This window comes from Calothrix sp. FACHB-168, assembly GCF_963889195.1.
GTDB classification, from domain to species: Bacteria; Cyanobacteriota; Cyanobacteriia; order Cyanobacteriales; family Nostocaceae; genus Aulosira; species Aulosira anomala_A.
Map to the genome: position 1 here is coordinate 188,659 of NZ_CAWPNJ010000002.1, position 22,283 is coordinate 210,941.

Annotated in this window: 17 protein-coding genes and 1 tRNA gene; 14 read left to right on the plus strand and 4 right to left on the minus strand. The window is 41.6% G+C overall.

The features are described 5' to 3' along the window. Positions 1-12: 12 nt before the first annotated feature. Together AACW45_RS03710 and AACW45_RS03715 are read right to left on the minus strand one after the other, a co-directional pair. The gene (locus AACW45_RS03710) at positions 13-180 is read right to left on the minus strand and encodes a hypothetical protein (RefSeq protein ID WP_190631259.1); all 168 of its coding nucleotides are present in this window, start codon (positions 178-180) and stop codon (positions 13-15) included. 65 nt (positions 181-245) lie between these two features. Continuing rightward, complete coding sequence (locus AACW45_RS03715; RefSeq protein ID WP_190631298.1) at positions 246-3,611, minus strand: ATP-binding protein; 3,366 nt, start codon at positions 3,609-3,611, stop codon at positions 246-248. A gap of 675 nt (positions 3,612-4,286) precedes the next feature. Between AACW45_RS03715 and AACW45_RS03720 the strand changes: the two genes are divergently transcribed. From AACW45_RS03720 to AACW45_RS03750, 7 genes are all read left to right on the plus strand, one after another. Continuing rightward, positions 4,287-4,874 (plus strand): KaiA family protein, encoded by a 588-nt coding sequence (locus AACW45_RS03720; protein WP_190631300.1) that lies wholly within the window; start codon positions 4,287-4,289, stop codon positions 4,872-4,874. A gap of 104 nt (positions 4,875-4,978) precedes the next feature. Beyond that, positions 4,979-5,293 (plus strand): circadian clock protein KaiB, encoded by a 315-nt coding sequence (gene kaiB / locus AACW45_RS03725; protein ID WP_096641765.1) that lies wholly within the window; start codon positions 4,979-4,981, stop codon positions 5,291-5,293. Between the two features lie 270 nt (positions 5,294-5,563). Continuing rightward, positions 5,564-7,126: a circadian clock protein KaiC gene (gene kaiC, locus AACW45_RS03730; RefSeq protein ID WP_190631261.1), complete on the plus strand. Its 1,563-nt coding sequence runs from the start codon at positions 5,564-5,566 to the stop codon at positions 7,124-7,126. Positions 7,127-7,229: 103 nt separating this feature from the next. Then, positions 7,230-9,431 carry a TolC family protein gene (locus tag AACW45_RS03735; protein WP_190631263.1) on the plus strand — a complete coding sequence of 734 codons (2,202 nt, stop codon included), beginning with the start codon at positions 7,230-7,232 and terminating at the stop codon, positions 9,429-9,431. Between the two features lie 169 nt (positions 9,432-9,600). Then, the gene (locus AACW45_RS03740; protein ID WP_096641762.1) at positions 9,601-9,978 is read left to right on the plus strand and encodes a hypothetical protein; all 378 of its coding nucleotides are present in this window, start codon (positions 9,601-9,603) and stop codon (positions 9,976-9,978) included. Between the two features lie 184 nt (positions 9,979-10,162). Further along, the gene (locus AACW45_RS03745) at positions 10,163-10,660 is read left to right on the plus strand and encodes a hypothetical protein (protein WP_190550625.1); all 498 of its coding nucleotides are present in this window, start codon (positions 10,163-10,165) and stop codon (positions 10,658-10,660) included. 223 nt (positions 10,661-10,883) lie between these two features. Continuing rightward, positions 10,884-11,663, plus strand: a complete 780-nt coding sequence (locus tag AACW45_RS03750; RefSeq protein ID WP_190631265.1) for a photosystem II S4 domain protein — start codon at positions 10,884-10,886, stop codon at positions 11,661-11,663. Positions 11,664-11,781: 118 nt separating this feature from the next. On the opposite strand, the gene AACW45_RS03755 is transcribed toward AACW45_RS03750, so the two are convergent. Next, positions 11,782-11,931 carry a hypothetical protein gene (locus AACW45_RS03755; RefSeq protein ID WP_339385073.1) on the minus strand — a complete coding sequence of 50 codons (150 nt, stop codon included), beginning with the start codon at positions 11,929-11,931 and terminating at the stop codon, positions 11,782-11,784. Between the two features lie 281 nt (positions 11,932-12,212). Next, the gene (locus tag AACW45_RS03760) at positions 12,213-12,989 is read right to left on the minus strand and encodes an SDR family NAD(P)-dependent oxidoreductase (protein ID WP_190631266.1); all 777 of its coding nucleotides are present in this window, start codon (positions 12,987-12,989) and stop codon (positions 12,213-12,215) included. A 175-nt stretch (positions 12,990-13,164) separates the two neighbouring features. On the opposite strand from AACW45_RS03760, the gene AACW45_RS03765 reads away from it, so the two are divergent. From AACW45_RS03765 to AACW45_RS03795, 7 genes are all read left to right on the plus strand, one after another. Further along, positions 13,165-14,658 (plus strand): hypothetical protein, encoded by a 1,494-nt coding sequence (locus tag AACW45_RS03765; protein WP_190631301.1) that lies wholly within the window; start codon positions 13,165-13,167, stop codon positions 14,656-14,658. Between the two features lie 54 nt (positions 14,659-14,712). Continuing rightward, positions 14,713-14,786 (plus strand) — tRNA-Val (locus tag AACW45_RS03770). A gap of 201 nt (positions 14,787-14,987) precedes the next feature. Then, complete coding sequence (locus AACW45_RS03775; RefSeq protein ID WP_190631268.1) at positions 14,988-16,841, plus strand: response regulator; 1,854 nt, start codon at positions 14,988-14,990, stop codon at positions 16,839-16,841. 399 nt (positions 16,842-17,240) lie between these two features. Beyond that, positions 17,241-20,837 (plus strand): PAS domain-containing protein, encoded by a 3,597-nt coding sequence (locus AACW45_RS03780; protein WP_199331036.1) that lies wholly within the window; start codon positions 17,241-17,243, stop codon positions 20,835-20,837. A gap of 305 nt (positions 20,838-21,142) precedes the next feature. After that, positions 21,143-21,520: a response regulator gene (locus AACW45_RS03785; RefSeq protein WP_190631270.1), complete on the plus strand. Its 378-nt coding sequence runs from the start codon at positions 21,143-21,145 to the stop codon at positions 21,518-21,520. Between the two features lie 243 nt (positions 21,521-21,763). Further along, complete coding sequence (locus AACW45_RS03790) at positions 21,764-22,162, plus strand: PAS domain S-box protein (protein WP_190631271.1); 399 nt, start codon at positions 21,764-21,766, stop codon at positions 22,160-22,162. 3 nt (positions 22,163-22,165) lie between these two features. Beyond that, positions 22,166-22,252 (plus strand): hypothetical protein, encoded by an 87-nt coding sequence (locus AACW45_RS03795; protein ID WP_373462074.1) that lies wholly within the window; start codon positions 22,166-22,168, stop codon positions 22,250-22,252. The last annotated feature ends 31 nt before the right edge of the window (positions 22,253-22,283 follow it).

Consider the following 22,283-nt stretch of genomic DNA (forward strand, 5'->3'; position numbering starts at 1 on the left):
GAAACCCCGCCCTTATGCGGGTTTGTACAAATGTAGGTTGGGTTGAGGAACGAAACCCAACACCCCAACGCCATGTATATGTTGGGTTTCACGAACTTCTACCCAACCTTGTATATTAGAAATACTAGAGACGGCTTGATTAAGAATCAACTCTTCAAAAAGCACTATAACAACAGTCAACCGTCAACAGTCAACCGTCAACAGTCAACCGTCAACAGTCAACAGTCAACCGTCAACCATCTCCCTCATTTATGTTGATGACTAATAACCAAAGCCTGATTAACTTCGTTTAATAAATCTTCCATTGAGATTGAGCGGGGTAAAATTTGCGCCGAAATTTCATTGGCTATACTTTCTATAGTTTCTAAGCCAGTTTTTCTCTGTTTTTCGATGACGGAACGGGTGGTTTTAGTTTGCGCGATCGCTCCATTATTATGTAATCTTTGGTCAAGGATTAAAATTGGGGGTAAATTAAACGGTAAATCTGTTAATGCTTTTAATGCTTTGAGCAATTCTGGAGAAATTGGCGATTCTCCTAAACAAATCAGCAATACATCAACGCTTTGATGGCGAATTTGTTGTAAGATTTCTGTCCAACCATTACTAATTGCAGCTTTTAACCCAGCAGTTTGTAAATACTGAATTAACGCTTGAAACCACTCAGATCCCCGTTCTGTATTTTCTCCACTAATTGCTGATGGTTTAGCACAACGCTGTCTGCGCATTTGCTTGCGTCTTACCTGGGGTAAATCTTTGAGGGTAGTAGCATCTACTACTAAAATATTTGGCGGACAGCAAATACCAGAAGCAATTTGCAGCACTGATAATAAAGCTTCGGTTTTACTATTACTGCTACTATTGTCTTTCCCCAATGGTTGTAAGCAAGGAAACACAGATAGCCCCGGTATTTGAGAAGCTGCTAAAGTAGTCCCGACATCGCAAGTCACCAGTGGTAGGGCGGCTAATCGGGGGTGCTTTGTCAGTTGTTGCAGATACATTTGGGCTGTAGGGTTCTCTACATCCAACAAAACTACATCAAATTGCCAAACTCGCGCCAACAGTTCCGCCTGATCGAGATCGTCTACTTCGATGACTCGATGTTCTCTTAATAAAGCTTGATGATTAACTGTTTCTACTTCGGAATTAACTAATCTTAAAATTCGCAATGGCGTTCTGCTGCTACTAATTTCATTACTCTCTACGCCGGATGCAGAAATTTTGGGTGTAGCACATATACTCTCTAATAATGGCGCTAATGCCTGAGACTGTACTGGTAAACTTAAAAAACCATCGGCTCGATTGGCAAATGCTTGCTCCTTTTCTGCACCGGTTGCGGTGACAATTAAGGGGATATGGCGAGTTACCGCATCAGATTTGAGCAAAGTTAGCACATCCCAACCAGACAATAACGGTAGCAAGGGATTTAAAAATACAGCTTTTGGCTGTAAGCGACGAGCTTTTTCTACTGCTTCTGTCCCCGATCGCGCTATAACTACGCGATAACCTAAAGCTTTGAGTTGGTCTGTTAAGTCTTCAATATAGCGGGCGACAGCTTCAACTATCAACACCAACCTTTGAGAAGAAACAGAATGTTGCTGTACGCTGGCGTTGAGACGCTGGGCTGTAGATGAGGAAAGTTCTCGATTACTGGTGTTATTTATTGCTTCTTCCTCTCCCATATCTTCATCAAACTCGCTAAAACCTGTTTTTGGCGGACTAGGCGGTAAAAGTAATGTAAATTGACTACCTTTACCTTCGCGAGATAAGAAGCTGACATCGCCACCGTGGAGTCTGGCTAGCGCCCTAGTTAATACTAGTCCTAAACCGGTGCCTTCAAATTGGCGCGTGAGGGGATTTTCTAGTTGTTGAAATTTTTGGAAAATTAAATGTTGCTGATGTTCGGGAATGCCAATTCCTGTATCCCAAACTGTAAATGCAATCCACCCTTCCCAACGACTTACCCGCAAGCCAATTTTACCTGAGACTTCGGTAAACTTAAAGGCATTAGAAAGCAGGTGTACCAGCATTTGCCGCAGACGTAGTTCATCAGCTACCATCTGCTCTAAGCCTGATTCAATAGCAATGGTAAATCGGCGATCGCTAGGATTATCTACAGCAGATGAACTAGGGGATTTAGTTTTGGCGACTTGGGTGTGTAAAGCGGTGGCTTCCGAGAAAGCGCGATCGCATACTGCACGAATATTCACAGGCGCTAGGGTTAATTCCATTTGTCCTGTTTCCATCCTGGTTAAATCCAAGATGTCATTCACCACACTCATCAAGTGGCGTCCGCTTTGATGAATTAACCCGGCGTACCGGGCTTGGCGTTCGTTTAATTCTCCTAATTGGCGATCTACTAGCAACCGTGATAACCCTAACACCGCCGTTAATGGCGTTTTCAGTTCATGGCTAATACAAGCTAAAAATTCATCTTTTAAGCGATTGAGTTGAATTAAATCCGCATTTTTCGCGGCTAATTCTTTATAAAGTTGTTGTTGTTCTGTGACATCAGTGGCTAACATGAGCCACAAATCTTTATTTTTCTTGGCTGAGTTGGCATTAGTTATAATTTGGGACTCAGCACTCAAATTATTTAAATCGGAAATATCTAAGGGAATTTTGGCAAATTGCCAAACTCGCTCTTGTCCATTTTGCACTTCGACAATGCAAGTACAAGTACCTATATTACTATCCCAAAAACACTGACTAGATGGACTATTGGTTGTTGGCTGTTCTGGGAGATTGTTACTCCCCAAACCACCGTTTACCCCTGTGGATGGGTGATTGTGGCTATTGTCGCCAACATAAAATTTCAGCGTTCCCGACGAGTCTGGGGCATTATATCCATTACCTGCAATTTGCGGCTGCACTTGTAAAGCTTGATAGGTGGCGTATTCTGCCTGTTTAGGCAAAATTGAGGCATATACCTGCTCTACCTGGAGTCTGACACTTTCTACATCTTTTAATCTGCCCAATTGCTCCCACCAAGCTGGATTTTGGGCGACTACTTCACCGTTAGCTGTTTCTAACATTAAAGGCCAGGGCAACCTTTCGAGCAATTGCACCAGTGGCTTATATAACGAGCCTGAACGCGGATTGGCTATCTGTGCTTGTGATTGATTGGCGATCGCCACATCTACCACACTATTACTCTGTTGGGTATATTCTTCAAAACTAGTCAGTTGTTCCTGAATTAATAATCGCAACAACCGCGAGCTATCGAGCAAACCCAAAAATTTCCCTTCCGGGTCAATCAAGGCCCAATCTAAATGATTATGGTTGATTTGACTGGGTTGATAGCGCAAAAATAAGCTAAATTGCTCTACACGTTCAGCTGCTGGTATAGTTGGGATTGGTTCAACTAAAGATGCATCAAAAATTAATAATGGCTGCTGTAAGTTAAGGCGATCGCCACCAACTGCTGCCAAAAATTTCTCGATTAACCGGGCAGAATGCAGCAACCCAATGGGAGATTGTTGCTGGTTTACCACCACCACGCGATCGCACTGCTCTTGTTCAAAAATCTCTAGCACCATTGCCAGAGTGCTTGTTTCTACGCAGATAGGTACGCTTGTTATAAAGTCATAAAGCGGGTACTGTAGCATTGACATAAAGCTTCGGGGGTGATTCTTCCGGTGAAAGCTTCTGGAGAGAGCATCACCGTTGACTTTGATGGCGCTCATGCCTGAAGCAATATCCTGTAAGAAGACTCTATATAAACAATTCTTGTGACAATTTCAATGCTATTTAAACCACGGGCTTGGCCCTCATTGACGTTTGGTTTCGTCTATAGACCTTTACAAAGGCTGTAATTACCTTTGCAGCATTGAACTTCTACCTGACATGCTGAACAATCTTTGAACTGGTGTTAAAAATCCTCCTCAACAGTAATAACTAAAAACAATTATGGCTCTAAAAATTCGCTTTAGAACCTTGAGGAATTATAATGATTTAGAATGCGAATATCTTTTAAGTTCGGTTAAGTATCTTATCAAGGAGTGAAATAATAAAATCCATATTTAGATAGATATACATTCTGTAAGTCTTATGAAAGTCATTAACTAAGTACAGCGCCCTCCATTACCAACGCCTCAACAACTGCCTCAGTCTTCTGTCTCAATAGCTGTTTTAGTTTTGATGTGTTTATCGTTTGGGCTAGCACAATTCTCCTCTGGGAGCAGATGAATTTAGTTGACTACACAGCCACCTGAGTCTAGAACCATGTCTAGCGCCAAATCAGATCGCTAAACTTGGTCACAGCGATCGAGGAGATGTATAAACCACAAATGTTATTCCCCATTTTAATTTTTATCGCCAATGTTAAAAAAAATTTATACAATCGATATGCCTTAGCCATTCCCCAACTCTTGACTAGGTGGAGCAAAAACTTGCTTTATGCAAATAGCGATCGCCAGTTTTTACCTCTACCATTGACAATAGTTGATGCTCAACATATCAATCATTATCTGATGAAGCGGGTGATTGTTAAATTACCAGAAATTCCCTCTCAAACAGATTGCTATGTATTTGCATCTTATCAGGAAAAACCCCAGGATATTTTTCAACAGATGGATGGAGACGACAGAGAAAATTTGTTGCAGCAAATTAAATCTGATTATCGGGAAATACTCATATACTACTTTACTACAGAAAAAACTTTAAAATCGAGAATTGATAAATTTATCAATGCAGTATTTTGTGCTAATATTCCTGTGCCGCAAATCATTGAAATGCACATGGAGTTAATTGAAGAGTTTGCCACACAATTGAAATTAGAAGGAAGAAGCGACGAAACACTACTTGATTATCGACTGACATTAATAGATATTCTTGCTCATCTGTGTGAAACTTATAGATGTTCGATATATAAATAAAGTAAATGTATCGAAATTCTATATGGGCAAAGCATTTGCCATGATGATCTGCCAATGCAGCAGAAATTTTTATATTTATATCCTCAAGTCTAGCCTGTACATTTATGACGCAAGCCAGAAAGACCTATGTCCTCAAGCTTTATGTAGCTGGGAACACGCCTAACTCAGTACGGGCCTTAAAAACGCTAAAAGACATATTAGACCAAGAGTTTCAAGGCGTTTATGCTTTGAAAGTCATCGATGTGCTGAAAAATCCCCAACTAGCAGAAGAAGATAAAATATTAGCCACACCAACCTTATCAAAAATTTTACCGCCTCCAGTTCGCAAAATTATCGGCGACCTTTCAGATAGAGAAAGAGTGCTAATTGGCTTAGATTTGCTCTATGAAGAAATGAATGAAGAAAACTGGGAAGAGTAAAAGCGAGGATGAAGTATCAAGGATGACGGATAAAATAACCGCACCGCTACAGCCACAAGTCCAATATGGGGCTAAGTGAGTCCGAAAGCTGCAAAAAGATGGTGTTTTCATCTCCTGACGCCATTCAGCACAGCCCTAGCCTAGACTTGAGCATTCATCCTTGAAACTTCACCCTTCTTTAGTAAAATATTTAAGCGTAAAATTGCATGAGCTACTTCAAGCATTAGTCTTAAAAAAAACTGGGGTTTCATACCTCTCGCTTAACAAACAATGATTGAAAAAGACCAGCCAGAACAAAGCAAAACACCGTTAATTGCGGGTGTAGAAAAAATCCGCACAATGATTGAGGGCTTTGACGATATTAGTCATGGTGGTCTACCTATTGGCAGAACTACCTTAGTTAGCGGTACCTCAGGAACAGGCAAAACTTTATTATCTCTACAGTTTCTTTATAACGGTATCACCTACTTTGATGAACCAGGAGTATTTGTTACCTTTGAAGAATCGCCCAGCGACATTATTAAAAATGCCCATATTTTTGGGTGGAATTTACAGCAATTAATTGATGAAGGGAAACTGTTTATCCTCGATGCTTCACCCGACCCCGAAGGTCAAGATATCGTGGGTAACTTTGACCTTTCGGCCTTGATTGAACGGTTACAATATGCCATTCGCAAATACAAGGCTAGAAGAGTCTCCATTGACTCAATTACAGCAGTATTTCAGCAGTATGAAGCGATGGGAGTCGTCCGGCGCGAGATATTTCGCCTGGTAGCCCGGCTCAAACACCTGAGTGTCACCACCGTCATTACCACCGAACGTAGCGAAGAATACGGGCCTGTAGCTTCCTTTGGGGTAGAAGAGTTTGTTTCTGATAATGTAGTCATAGTCCGCAACGTCTTAGAAGGAGAACGCCGTCGCCGCACCATTGAAATTCTCAAGTTGCGGGGGACAACCCATATGAAAGGCGAATATCCTTTTACAATTACCAACGAAGGCGTGAATATATTCCCATTGGGAGCAATGCGCTTGACTCAAAGATCTTCAAATGTCAGGGTATCTTCTGGAGTGAAAACTCTAGATGGTATGTGTGGTGGTGGTTTCTTTAAAGATTCGATTATTTTAGCCACAGGAGCCACAGGTACTGGTAAAACTTTATTAGTTAGCAAATTTATCCAAGACGGTTGTTTGAATGGGGAGCAGGCCATATTATTTGCCTATGAAGAATCTCGCGCCCAACTTTCGCGCAATGCTTCTTCTTGGGGAATTAATTTTGAGGACTTAGAAAGACAAGGTTTACTCAAAATTATCTGTACCTATCCCGAATCGACCGGATTAGAAGACCACCTACAAATTATTAAGTCAGAAATTGCCATGTTTAAGCCAGCGCGGATTGCGATTGACTCTCTTTCTGCACTTGCTAGAGGCGTGAGCAATAATGCATTTCGTCAGTTTGTCATTGGTGTGACAGGTTACGCCAAACAAGAAGAAATTACCGGATTTTTTACCAACACAACTGACCAATTTATGGGGTCGCATTCGATTACTGATTCCCATATTTCTACGATTACTGACACAATATTGATGCTACAGTATGTAGAAATTCGTGGGGAAATGTCGCGGGCGATTAATGTTTTTAAAATGCGCGGTTCTTGGCATGATAAAGGTATCCGCGAGTATAACATTACCGCCGACGGCCCAGAAATTAAAGATTCTTTCCGGAATTATGAAAGAATTGTAAGTGGTGCTCCTACCCGCGTTAGTATCGATGAAAAGGCAGAACTTTCACGTATAGTTAAAAGTTTTGAAGATAAAAAGAGTAGCGATTCCTAAATTTGGTATCGTACTATATTCTCTTTGGAATTTATTGTCGTGCTATATTCTGTGGGGAAGAAAAGTTTTCTGCCGCCAGATTGATTTTGTGTGAGGGGATGCGGTGAACGGACAGCAATTATTTCATACTTTCTTGCCTGGTGTAACAGTAGCAGTATTAACCACCCAAACAGCTTGGGCTGGTACTGCTAAAGTTAATGGGCTACAGCCTTTGTATTCTTCTAGTGTTTTGACAGCTAATAACGATCAAACATTGATTGAAAATGGCTCTAGTACTCAGTTCTACATAGCTGATCAGAGGTTACCTAGTTTAGTCCCTACTAGTAATGGGATTTTAACGCCAACAAAACCTGTAAGCGATCGCAATCTGGCAATTACTGGTAGCAATCATCCTAGTACCCTGAAGGCCAAAATCCAGCAGGGAAATCAAGGAAGATTTTCGAGTTTTTTATCTATTATTCCTACTGCTCAAAAGCTTGATATTAAACGGTTTTCTCCAGAAAATCACAAACAAAATAACTCCAGTAATTCGGAGCAGAAATTAGAGAATAGAGTTGTTCCTACTACTAACACCAAACTCTCTGCTACCGACAAGCAAAAATTGCTCATATCGGCTTTACAGCAGTCAACCAATCAAGAGCAAAAGCCGCAGACGCAATTACAAACAACTTTACCAGTGACAACAGGAAATACAGTCGCCTCCAAGTTACTGGAAATACCCAATTGCGCACAGCCACAGGGACAGTTGAACTCTGGGGTTGCTTGCTCGCAAACCATGACAGCCAAGAATCTGCTAGCTCAGAGTAATAATCAGACTACACCAGGTGTAACTATACCAACTCAGACTGCACCAGCTGGGACTGTACCAACTCAAACTGCACCAGAAACAGTAGTACCAATTCAAAATGTACCAGGCTTAGTGGGGCCAGCACCAGAGGGTAGCGTACAGATACCTGAGAACTTGATTCCTAATCCCAATCCGCTCCAATATCCCACCAATGCAGGAGAAGTTACTGTCAAAAGCGATCAGCGAATTAGCTTAGTACAAGCTTTGGAACTCGCAAGGCGCAACAACAGAGAACTACAGGTAGCACAGTTAGAATTAGAACGGAGTCGAGCAGTTTTACGCGAAGCGCAAGCAGCTTTACTACCCACCTTAGGCGTGAGTGCGGATCTTACACGTCAGCGAAGTGTGAACGAGACCTATAATGTCAAGCTCCAACAACAGCAACAAGAAAGCCTACCACCTTCATTCCGTCAACCGATCGATCCTGCTCCCAGCAATACAAACTTGAATGCGCAAGCGCAGCTTTCCTACGATCTTTACACTTCTGGTAGAAGGCAAGCAACAATCAAAGAAGCGGAAGAACGGGTAAGATTAGCGGAATTAAGTGTAGAAAGCCAATCTGAGGATATTCGCCTGAATGTAGCGACTGAATATTACAATTTACAACAAGCCGACGAGCAAGTACGTATTGCTCAGTCTGCTGTGACTAATTCTCAGGCGAGTTTGCGAGATGCAGAAGCTTTAGAACGCGCCGGGGTAGGTACGAGATTTGATGTACTGCGATCGCAAGTGAACTTAGCTAATGCACAACAAGACTTAACCAACGCGATCGCCCAGCAACAAATTGCCCGTCGTCGGTTAGCCACAAGGTTAAGTTTGCCACAGTCAGCAACTATTAGTGCAGGCGATCCAGTAAAATTAGCTGGTCTTTGGAACCAAACATTAGAACAAAGTATAGTTTTAGCTTATCAAAACCGCCCAGAACTCCAACAACAGTTAGCACAACGCAACATTAGCGAACAACAGCGAAGACAAGCACTAGCAGCGTTAGGGCCACAGGTCAGCTTAGTTGCTAGCTATGACTTCTTTGATCGGTTTAATGATAATCTCAGCGTCGCTGATGGTTATTCTGTAGGCGTTAGAGCGTCCTTGAACTTGTATGATGGTGGTGCAGCTAAAGCTAGAGCAGCACAAGCCAGAGCCAATATTGCGATCGCAGAAACTAACTTTGCAGAACAGCGCAACCAAATTAGATTTCAGGTAGAACAAGCCTATTCCAACCAGCAATCTAACTTAGAAAACGTTCAAACCGCGAATACAGCGCTAGAACAAGCTAGAGAAGCTTTACGTTTAGCACGTTTACGCTTTCAAGCAGGTGTAGGTACGCAAACTGATGTCATTAACTCCGAAAACGACTTGACAAGAGCCGAAGGTAACCGCATTCGTGCAATTTTGGATTATAATCGCGCTCTAGCTGAGTTACAACGTTCAGTCACATCAAGGGCTTTTCGTCAATAGACGCGATGAATCGCGTCTGTACAATGGTTAATGGTCAACTGTTTACCTTGCCGTTCTCTCCCTCATCTTCCTCATTAAGACTGCTTCTGGCAAAGTGGATGATGAATAATCAATCAAAATTGGAATAACATAGCTGAGTATTTAATTTACTCGGCTGTTAAAAAAATTTATGACTATAGTGACATCACAAGAAATTGCACAGTTTCGCTCTTTATTCATAGATAATCCTACAGCAATGGAAGTACTAGACTTAATTGAGGATTGTGAGGGTGATTTAGAAGATGCGGCGATGAGTCTGGCAATTAGGGCGGGACAGCAGCCAGAAAGAGCCAACTCCGAGTGGTTAGATGCTTTGGCGCGAAAATGGCGAGCTGTGATTTGCGAACAAGATTTTCGCGACGAATTACAAAATAATTCCCTGCAACGGATGATGGAATATCTTTATACCATGCCGACGTTCCCCAAAATTTTGGCAGTACCAGTTTTGCTGTATGTCCTTAAACAAGGCGTCAACAATTTTTGTGAGCCATTGGATGCACTCAAGTGAGAGCAAATTGATATTTATACATAAAAATATTCAATAGTCATTTGTTAGAGACGCGATTAATCGCGTCTGTACAATTGTCAACAATTATTTTCTCCCCCTGCCCCCTGCTCCCTACCCCCTGCCCCCTACACTGGTACGCTGTTAATAAAGGCAAAATTTTTCCAGACTATTTTTCACAAAATCAATGAATTACCTCGTTGCTGTATTACCAGACCGTATCCAAGTTGAAGCTGCTTACTTAGCTTTAGAAAAAGAGTCCATTAAAAGTACTATCCTGGGGAAGGGATATAAAACAGCAGATGAGTTTGGCTTGATTGACCCGAAAGAGCAAGCCAAGAAACAAGTAAAGCTCATGGCGTTTTGGTTAATACCATTTGGCTTTTTTGCTGGTTTCACCTTCAGCTTAATTACTGGTTTAGATACCTTTGCTTGGGCGGGAGAAATTGGTAATCACGTAGTTGGTGGACTACTGGGTGCTGTGAGTGGCGCTATGGGTAGTGTATTTGTGGGTGGTGGCGTTGGTTTGATTGCGGGTAGCGGTGATGCTTTACCCTATCGCAACCGCTTGGATGCAGGTAAATATCTGTTAGTAGTTCAAGGTTCGGAAACTCTGACTCGTCAAGCAACTCGGATCTTACGTCAGTTTGAGCCGGAAAATATTCAGGGTTATGGCGATAGTTAGTCAATGGTCAATTGTCAATAGTCAATGGTCATTTGTTACTAGAACATCCCGAAATCGCCCTGTCACTATAGAATGGTGCGGGCGTTTATTGGCATATCGACCCTATGATGTATGATTTTTGCAATTGGTTTGATTTGCAGATGGCGCTAGAATCAAACAATGCTCATGAGTAATTAGTCAATAAAGATTATTGGCTGAAACTCACAACTGGTAATTTTTGATAATGTTGCCCAGAGAAGAACTTTTAAAAACTGTTGAAAATCGAGATATTGTAGCTCGTGTCATCGATCGCGCACAAGAAGCAATCAAAACCTGGGAAGTGGTTTTGACAGATTTTCTGTCTCCCCCAGAATTAGCAGAAATTCAACGGGTGTTTAGTCGGTTAACAGAGGTGCAATTGCTGGCTTGGGGTGGATATCCGCAAGCTGAACGCCAAAGATTAGCGATCGCGCGCGCAGAAATTCCTTTAGATCAGTCTCAAGTCGCCTTAGTATTATTAGAAATTGCTGGTAATTTCTTGTTTGATACCGCAACCCACCGCGACTTTTTAGGCGCAATGTTGGGGACGGGAATCGTCCGGGAAAAAACTGGCGATATTGTTGTTCTGGGCGAACGTGGCGCACAGGTAATTGTTGCACCAGAGTTAGCAGAATTTTTAGAGATGAACCTCCAACAAGTGCGATCAGTGCCGGTGAAAACCCAGCGCATTGATCTAAGCGAGTTGAAGGTTCGCGAACCGAAGAAAAAAGAAATGACTACTGTTGAGGCTTCCTTACGGTTAGATGCGATCGCCTCTGCTGGTTTTGGGATGTCGCGCAGCAAAATGGTAGATTTAATCGATTCCGGTGATGTGCGTGTTAACTGGAAGGAAGTTTCTCAAGCTAGTTCGCAAGTGAAAACTGGTGATTTAATCGCCATTCGCGGTAAGGGACGCTTAGAAGTTGGTGAAGTTGCTGTTACCAAAAAAGATCGTTACCGGGTGCAATTGACAAGGTATATGTAGGTTGTCAGGGGACATCCAATTTTTTAAATACCCAATAATGTAGTGCGAGCAGCGTTCGACTGAGCGCTGCTCGCACTACGGAATATGGGTAATTTATTTTTTGTAAGTCCCCAGTCAGTCATACTGTATAGGGTTTAGCATTGCTCATACGTGTCAACTTAACGTGAAACCCGCTTGGTGAAAAGGTTTCGCCCTCACCCCCAGCCACTCGCTTACCCAATAAACCGCCGTCACCCTCGAAGGGTGCGGCTAATTGAACAAAGCCCACCTGCGTGGGCTAAGAAAATCTAGCCCACGCAGGTAAGCTCTTGTAGCGTTAGCCCCAGGCTTACAGCCTGTGGGCGATTTGTTGGGTAAGCCAGAGAACTTAAGTTGACACCAATGTGCCATGCTAAACCCCTACAAAGAATTTGATAATTACAATTATCCCAATTTAAAAAAAGAATGCGACAGATTGTAGGGGCATGGCAATGCCATGCCCTCTAGAATATATTGATGTGCAGCCAACACTATTTATATAAATTGGTATAACAAATTAGAAATTAAAAATTACGATTTAAAGCTTCTTGCTAACATATTCAACAAAATTTTGCGGGGAACTATTCTGGCTAATATAGTTCTAATTTGAGTTTTAACATCGCCAATCACAACGGCTGGCTGCCAATTTTCTAAAGCTTTCAGCGTTTGTTTTACTACTTCTTCACTAGTAAACATTTGCTCTGTACTTCCTGCCAAATTTGGAGGAAAGTTAGCTTCTGCAAAAAAGTTAGTTTCTATTGGGCCAGGACAGGTAACAATCACCCTAATCCCATAAGGACGATTTTCTGCCCATAATGCCTGACTAAAGCTGACAATAAAAGCTTTGCTAGCAGCATAAACAGAAAGATATGGCATAGGTTGAAATGCAGTAATTGAAGATACATTAATTATGCTGCCTGATTGACGTTGCCGCATTAAAGGTAAAAATTTATGCGTTAAATCAACCAATGCCAGAATATTTAATTGCACAATTTTGACTTGCTTTTCTCCATCAGAGCTAGCAAAGTCACCATAATCACCAATCCCAGCATTATTAATTAATAAATCTATAGTTAAACCCTTAGCTTGGATAATATCAAAAACCGCTTTAGCTGCATTATTTTCTGTTAAATCCTTAACGATAACTTCTATCTGAATTTTGTATTTTTCTTGGAGTTCTTTTGTTAATTGGTAAAGTTTTTCTTGTGAACGCGCCACTAAAACCAGATTTATATTTTGTGCTGCTAGTTGTTGGGCAAAGGCTTTACCAATACCACTAGATGCACCTGTAATTAAAGCAGTTGACATTATAGGTATTTTGATAAAAATTAAATCAGCCTATAAATATTAACCATAAGACTTAACATTTTTAACCATCTAGAGTAATATGCCAAATTGGTCATTTGTTATTTGTTTGACAATTGACTGCTAATTTTTGACTCATGGCTGGGAATACTAGAATTATAAGTTACATCTTATGTCTATGTATCGGTTAAATAAAACAGCCTTAAAAATTTTGCGTGCAGAAGTTAAAAAATGTAGTGGTAACGATCAAGTCAGCAAAATTGAACAAGAAATAGTTAGTAAGCGCTTAGAAAAACTCTCCCAAGAAAAAGGTTCGCCAGCAGAGTTAGATGAATTGCGAGATAGTGTGATTGATATATATCCCCAATTTAGCGAGAAGGTACTCAAACAAGCTGCAAAAGCTAATCAACCGTCTGGTATTTTTCGCAAAATCAAATGGGCAACTATACTTTTAGGTGGTTCAGCCGGGATACTATGGGTAATAAATTTGCCTTATCCGATGATACGCTGGCCTGTTGCGAAGACTGCGCCGATTCTATTGTTGCCTAGCTATATCAATATGGATCATCACTATCGCGAGGCAATTAAAAACTTAGAACAAGCAGATCAGTTAATTAATCAAGCTACTAGTGCTGTTGATATTGAGCAAGGTACCCTCAAAGCGAAAGCAGCACAAAAAAATTTAGATAATTTACCAGTTTGGTTTTTAGGTTACTATCCTCAAGCTTACTGTAATTTTTTTGGTTGCACTTGGAAGTTTACTGTAGATGAGTTTGAAACAGCGCGTCAGCGAGTAGCGCGGATCGAAGCTATAGCTTTTCAAGATAAAAATGCTTTGAAACCGTTGGTTCAAGCAGAACAGCTGGTAACCATAGCACGCCAGCAGTATGAAAAAGCTATTACTATTAAGGATAAAGAAAATGCGATCGCATCTTGGCAAGCCGCCATAGATCAATTAGAACAAATCCCCGACGCCACATTTGCTGGAGAAAGCGCACAAACTAAACTCAAAGCTTATCAACGCGATTTTGATAATGCACGTATCGGTACATTTATTGCAGCTGCACAAGAATTTGATTTAGAAGCAGAAAAAATTCAAGCCACCCAACCTAAAGCCGCATCAGAACTATGGGAACAAGCACTGAAGCGCCTCAACCAAATCCCCACAGAAAATCCTCGCTATTTAGAAGCACAAAGATTACTAGCTGGTTATCAAGTCAAACTCAAAACAGTTGTCGATCCGCGTAGCGATACATATATAGAAGCAGCAAAGCAATTTGCTCTAGCAGCCGCCAAAGCATCGCAAAATCCACCCCATTCTGTTGCTAAATGGGAGCAAATTGCAAAATTATGGCGCAAATCAATCGATCAGCTAGAAAACATTCGCGTTGAAGAACCTGGTTATGTCGCCGCACAAAAATTACTCGCTGAGTATCAAACTAATTTAGGCATCATCGAAACTCGCCGCACAGCCGAAAGCGAAGCACAAGCATCTTTAGCAGCCGCGAATGAGCAAATCCAAAGTTTAATTGCTTCTCCTCCCAGCGAGCCTCAGCAGTTCAAAGGTAGAATTCAAGGCATTATTAATCGCCTTAAAACTATCCAAGCTGGGACAACTGCCTACCCTGAAGCCCAAAAACTGCTAGCATCAGCCCAGAAAAAACTGCAATAATTAAATGCTTGCTTATTGTAAATAGGTATGCTAATATTGCTAATCGTGGGTTAAGGACGTATAGCTCAGTTGGTTAGAGCGCTACGTTGACATCGTAGAGGTCACTGGTTCGAATCCAGTTACGTCCATATTTGTACAGTGACAGATTATAAGGAATGCTGTGACTTTACCCATAACTTTGCCGCAACGGCAAGCTTACGGTTCCAATAGCTTTACACCGATCGCGGAAAAATTCTCGATCAGTCGTCCTCTCAATTAAGGACGATCGCCTTGGGGAAAAGTAAAATATTTGCAGACTCTTGGTATTCAGTTAACCAAGGATGCAGTTGATGAAAATTTTGCTGGTAGAGGATGACATATTACTCAGTCGAGCGCTGGTAGAGTTACTAAGTGCAAATAATTACAATATCGACATAGCCAATAACGGGCAAACCGGGTTAGATATGGCTATATTAACTGAATATCAGTTAATTTTACTCGACTGGCAAATTCCCCAATTAGATGGGATTAGTTTATGTAAGCAACTGCGATCGCAAGGTTACAACAAGCCGATTCTATTACTGAGTGCGAAGAATAGCAATGTTGATGTGGTCACGGGTTTAGATGCGGGAGCTGATGATTATGTAATCAAGCCTTACGAGCCGGAGGGATTGCTAGCAAGGATTCGCTCTTTATTGCGCCGTAGTGGAGCCATCTGCTCATCGAAGTTAAGTTGGGGAAATCTCTGTTTAGACCAAATCTCTGGTAAAGTTACTTATGAACAGGAGATAGTTCCCCTGTCGGCAATTGAATACAAGATCCTCGAATTATTTTTAGAAAATCCTAATCGCATCTTTAGTCGCCAAGTAATTCTCGATCGCCTCTGGGGATTTGATGATGCACCACTAGAAAATGTAATTACAGCCCATATTAAAGATATCCGCAAAAAACTTAAAGCTTCTGGTTTAACTACAGAGATGCTGGAAACGGTGTATGGAATTGGTTATCGGTTAAAACCTGCGCCGGAGGTTACTGTGGTGAATTCTGAGGTAATTGTTGATGAGCCGGAAAGCAAACCACCCCAAAGCCAAAATTTAGCCACAGTTAATCGGGTATTAGAAAAATTTCGTAATTCCTTTCGTAAAAGGTTGGCGGTGCTAGAGGAAGCGAAAACTGCACTGTTAAATCAGAATTGGCACGAGGATTTACAACAGCAAGCATTACAGGAAGCACACAAGCTGGCTGGAGCAATGGGATCTTTTGGTTATCCCGAAGGTTCCAAGCTGGCTCGGCAATTAGAAGAATTAATCATGCAAAAAAGTTACTATACAGATGAGGAAATTACGCAATTTTCTCATCTAGTAACGGCATTGCAACAGGAGTTAACCAAAGACCCTGTAACTGTAACTACCAAACCTGTACCCATGCGGCAAACTTATCGGGTACTGGTGATTGATGATGATACTACTTTAACTGAAGGGTTGCTGGCAGAGGCTGATGCTTGGGGATTGCAGATTAAAATTGCTCCTGATTTGGCGACTGCTCGCTCGCGCCTAGCTGTGGCAATGCCTGATGTGGTACTACTAGATTTAAGCTTTCCGGGTACAGAAGAAGATGGCTTAAGTCTACTGCGGGAATTAAAAGAGCGATCGCCTCAATTACCCATTATTGTTTTCACTGGGCGCGATAATCTCATGGATCGCTTGGCTGTGTTCCAATTAGGCGCAAGCCAATATCTGCATAAACCCGCGACAATTCAGCAAATTATGCAAGCGATCGCTCATGTGTTACCTCAACGCCCAACCTCAGAAGCGAAAATATTAATTGTTGATGACGATCCGGTAATGCTAGCTGGTTTATCAGCATTGCTAACTCCTTGGGGGCTGGAAGTGACAATTCTTTCCCAACCGCAACAATTTTGGGAAACGCTGAAAGCAAATGCTCCAGATTTAGTGATTTTAGATTTACAAATGCCGATAGTTAATGGTTTAGATTTGTGTCAAATAATTAGGCAAGATGCTGATTGGGGAAATATACCGATTTTGGTAGTGACAGCCTATTCTGATGCAGAATCTCTTCAGCAAGCTTTTGCAGCTGGAGCCGATGATTTTATCACTAAGCCGGTGCAAGAGCCGGAACTGGTGACAAGAATATTCAACCGCATTCAGCGTGTGCGTAGTCGGATGGCGGCTGCTCGTCGCTAGAAATTTGCTGAGAGAAATTCCCTTGGCGAACAAGAGCAAAGGAACAGTTTCTACATTTTCTCTACAATTATCTGTTTATCTGTTTTGCACTTTAAGCTTATATTGCATCGTTCTGCTAACCTACTCTGGGGGAATGGCTTTATTTGGGGTGTTTATCTTCCAGGGCAATGGCATATTGCCAGTAATTGAGCAGAAATGCCGAATTTTTCAGCCTCACGATCATTACTGGCTTAAAATCTTATTAAGTAATTTGTCAAGACCCTAAGGTTAGGATTTACGGATTTTATTCGTGACAGCCTATACTGATGCAACATCCCTTTAGCAAGCTTTTGCCACTGGGGGTGATGATTTTATCAGCAAGCCAATGTGAAAGTCGGTTAGAGCCAGGGGAGGTAAAGAATGATGAGATCCGATCGCCGATTATTGTCTTATACGATCGCGATTGGCTCAACGGCGATCGCGCTTTTGCTGTCACTTTGCCTAGAACCTCTGCTGTCTCAACCAGTTGGTGCTATTTTCTCTATAGCTGTCATTGCAACTACTTGGTATGGTGGTTTTCGTCCGGGCATTGTCACAGTTATCCTTTCTACACTGGCAATTGATTATTTCTGGATTCCTCCCCGGTACCACTTTTCCATCGAGCAACCGGGGGGTATATTGCGACTAGGCCTTTTATTCATAGAAGTCTTGACGATCAACCTGCTCACTGCCAATTTTCGCAAAAGTACACAGCTGAATCAAAAACTCAACCAAAAATTAGCTCAGGAAAATTCCGAGCAACTGCGCATAGCTTTATCGGCGGCGCAGATGGGAATGTGGGATTGGGATATGGTGACAGGTAAAATTAATTGGACACCAGAACATGAAGTTTTATTTGGTTTAACTGTTGGTAGTTTTGATGGTAAATATGAAACTTTTGATGCCTGTTTACATCCAGAAGATCGCTCTTTAATTTACCAGGCACTACAACAGGCAATCCAAACCCATAGCGCCTACCAGTGTGAATATCGCATAGTCTGGGCAGATGGTAGTATTCACTGGATTGAGGCACGAGGACAAGCATTTTATAACGCCGCAGGTGAGCCTGTGCGCATGAGTGGAACTGTGATGGCGATTGACGAGCGCAAACAAGCTCAAAGCCAAGAGAAACAACAATTTGAGCAACAGCGCTTAGTGATGGAAATGACTCAGCGCATTCGGAAATCGCTTAATTTACAGGAGATTTTGCAAGCGACTGTTGATGAAGTGCGGCAGTTTTTGGAGTGCGATCGCGTTATTATTTTCCAATTTTCTCCCGGCTGGGGTGGCACAACTGTTGTAGAATCGGTGGCTCCTGAATGGATGTCTATCTTACCACTTGAAATTTACGATTCTTGTATTGGCGAAGAAAACGTTGCACCCTTTAAACGCGGTTTAGTTACTGCTAAATCTGATATTTATACGGCGGGAATTAGCCCCTGTCACATTGAATTTCTCGCCAGTCTCCAGGTAAGAGCTAATTTAGTAGTTCCCATTATTTTGGGTGATGAACTGTGGGGATTATTGGCGGCGCATCACTGTGCGGCTCCCCGTGAATGGCAATCAAGCGAAATCGATTTGCTGCGACAGTTAGGCGCACAGGTAAGCATTGCCATTCAGCAAGCAGCTTTGTTTACACAGGTAGACACTGAACTGCAAGAGCGAAAAAACGCCGAAATTGCATTGCAGGAAAGAGAAGCAACTTTACAGTTATTTGTCAAGTATGCACCTGCCAGTATTGCCATGTTCGATCGCCAGATGCGTTATATCATGGCTAGTCAACGATGGGTAGAAGAGTATCATCTTGATTCCATTGAATCCCTCATCGGGCGATCGCACTACGAAATTTTTCCCGAAATTACCCAGGAATGGCGAGATGTTCACCAACGCTGTTTAGCTGGGGTAATTGAAAAATGCGATGAAGATTTGTTTGTCCGCGCAGATGGTAGCCAAAAGTGGTTATGTTGGGAAGTTCACCCTTGGCATACCACTACAGGTGAAATTGGCGGCATTATCATTTTTGGGAATGATATTACAGAACGCAAACAGGTACAAATTGCTCTGGAGCAAATGAATACCGAACTTGAGCAACGGGTATACCAGCGTACAGAGCAACTGAAACAAACAAACGATCGCCTGTTAGACACAGTAATTCAGCAGCAACAAATCCAACTCCTGCTTTTAGAACAGGCGCAACTCCTAGATTTGGCACATGACGCCATCATTAGCAGAGATTTAAACGGGGTAATTGGGTTCTGGAATGAGGGAGCCGAATTTATGTATGGCTTTAGCAAAGCTGAGGCTGTAGGGCAAATCTCCCATACTCTCTTAAAAACCCAATTTCCCCAACCATTAAGTGAAATTGAAGCAGAATTGTTAAAAACAGGTTATTGGGAAGGAGAACTAATTCATTTTTGCAAAGATGCTCAACCTGTGAATGTTGCCAGTCGTTGGGTTTTACAAAAAGATAATGCTGGTAAACCAGTCAAGATTTTAGAAATTAATAATGATATTACAGTACAAAAACAAGCCCAAGCTGCTATACAAAAGTATTTACAAGAAGTTGAGGATCTTTATCATAATGCCCCTTGTGGTTATCATTCCTTAGATGCGGATGGTAATTGTATTCGCATTAATGATACAGAACTCAAATTGCTAGGATATACCCGTGAGGAAATGTTGCACAAAAATTTTTCAGATTTCCTCACCCCCCAAAGTCAACAATTATTTTACGAAAATTTTCCTCAGTTTAAGCAACATGGTTGGATTAATAATCTGGAGTTTGAAATTTTCAAAAAAAATGGCACAACTACATGGATTAGCTTAAATGCAACAGCTATTAAAGATGAAGCTGGCAAATTTATTATGAGTCTCTCAACATTATTTGATATTAGCGAGCGCAAACATATCGAAGCCGCTTTGCGCGAAAGTGAAGAAAAATTCCGCCAGTTAGCAGAAAATATTCAAGCTGTATTTTGGATGACAGATAAAGACTATCAGCAAGTTATTTATATCAGCCAAGCCTATGAAACAATTTGGCAACGCAGTTGTGCAGAACTTTATGAAAACGTTTTTGCTTGGTTAGAAGCCGTGCATCCTGACGATCGCGATCGCGTGAAAAGAGAAATGGCAGAACAGGTAAAAACTGGGCAATTTGAGAAAAAATATCGCATTATCCTGCGTGATGGTTCGATTCGTTGGATTCGCGATCGCGCCTTCCCCATCAAAAATGAACTAGGGGAAATAGTGCGTATAGCCGGATTGGCAGAAGATATTACAGAGCAAGAAAAAATTGAGCAGATGAAAAGTGAGTTTATTGGCATTGTCAGTCATGAACTGCGTACACCTTTAACCTCAATTCGCGCCTCTATGGGCTTATTAAAAAGTGGCATCTACGCTCAAAAACCAGAAAAATCTCAACGGATGATTGAGATTGCCGCTAAAGAAAGCGATCGCTTGGTGCGCTTAGTTAATGATATTCTCGATTTAGAACGCTTAGATTCAGGTCGTGTAGTTTTAGAAAAAATTATCTGCAAAGCTGGCGATTTAATTGAACAAGCAGTAGCGGGAGTACAAGCACTCGCCAAACAACAAAATATTACCTTTGATATCCATGCTAGGGATGAGCAAGTCTGGGCAGCAAACGACGCTGTAATTCAAACGCTCACAAATCTTTTAAGTAACGCCCTCAAATTCTCCCCTGCTGATTCCACTATTACAATTAGCGTGCAACAGCAACCAGATACGGTATTGTTTAAAATTAGCGATCGCGGTAGGGGAATTCCAGCAGACAAGTTAGAAAGTATCTTTAACAGATTTCAGCAAGTAGATGCTTCCGACTCACGTACCAAAGGCGGTACAGGCTTAGGTTTAGCCATTTGTCGTACCATCATCGAGCAACACGGCGGTAAAATCTGGGTTGAAAGTACTCTTGGTGCAGGTAGTACATTTTTCTTCACCCTACCCATTGCTGTCTAGCCAAAGGGGCAGGGTGCAGGCATGGGTCATAGGTGTCAACTTAAGTTCTCTCACTTACCCGACGTACCGCCCGCAGGCTGTAAGCCTGGGGCTAACGTTACAAAGCCCACCTGCGTGGGCTAAATTTTCTTAGCCCACGCAGGTGGGCTTTGTTCAATTAGCCGCACCCTTCGAGGGTGACGGCGGTTGATTGGGTAAGCGAGGGGTTGGGGGTGAGGGCAAAAACCTTGCTACAAAGCGAGTTTCACGTTAAGTTGACACCAATGCCCAATGCCCAATGCCCAATGCCCAATGCCCAATAACAAATGACTAAAAAACTATTAATCGTTGATGACGAAGAATGTATCCTTGAGCTAGTCGAAGCTTGTTTATCAGATATCGGCGGATGGACAATATTAACGGCTAGCTGTGGGGAAGAAGCGCTCAAAATCGCCCATAATCAACCCGTAGATGGAATTCTGCTAGATGTGTCTATGCCAGAAATGGACGGTTTTGCTGTATATGAACAACTTCAGACTAATTCAGCCACTAAAACAATACCAGTAATTTTTCTCACAGCCAAATCGCAAACAAGCGATCGCCTGCGGTTTGCCCACATGGGAATTGCTGGAGTGATTATCAAACCTTTTGAACCTATGACTATTTCCCAGGAAGTAGCTGATATTTTCGGCTGGGATGAATAATTGATTGTTAAGTTTTGTAACAGAAACTGATTTTTCATAAGTTTTTCATTTTTGTCATTTATCTTTCTGCTATCAGCAAAATTTCTCAAACCGCAAATCAAAGGTGAAGTCTTTTGATTTGCGCAAAAAGTTTATTAACTGCTGACACTTATTTATTTTCAAAAAATAAATACCATCTTGTTTTTTTCAGTCTTAGCGAATTCGCTAAGACAAATTTACTGTGAATTATATCTAAAAATAAGGATGAATAATATCTGTCCAATACAAAAGAAAATGATATTAGCGAAAAAATATAGTCCTGGATATTACCCAACAAAATATGCAGTGATTGTATTTGATGAAAAATTGCATATTGCACAGATAAATCAACAAGCACAAACAATGATTGGATGGAACTTACATGAAGCAAAAGGCAAAATTCTTACCGAAATTATGCAATTTTTCGAGCAACAAACTCTGCGCAATCTAGAAAATAAAATTATTTCCACAGTTCAACAAAGAGATACCCTTTATTATCATAAAGGTATTCTTTTAATGGATAGAGATGGAAACATGACTCCCATAGCTAGTAGTATTAATTCTTTTAAAAATGACCAAGATGAACTTACAGGAGGCATAATAGTGTTTTGGGAGGAAAGATAAAATGTGAAGGCATATGTGAGAAATATTTTGAATAAGCTCAATGTGGGCGATCGCACTCAAGCTACTGTATTAGCTCTGCGATCTGGCTGATGTAGATTAATTAAATCACTTTCAGATGAAA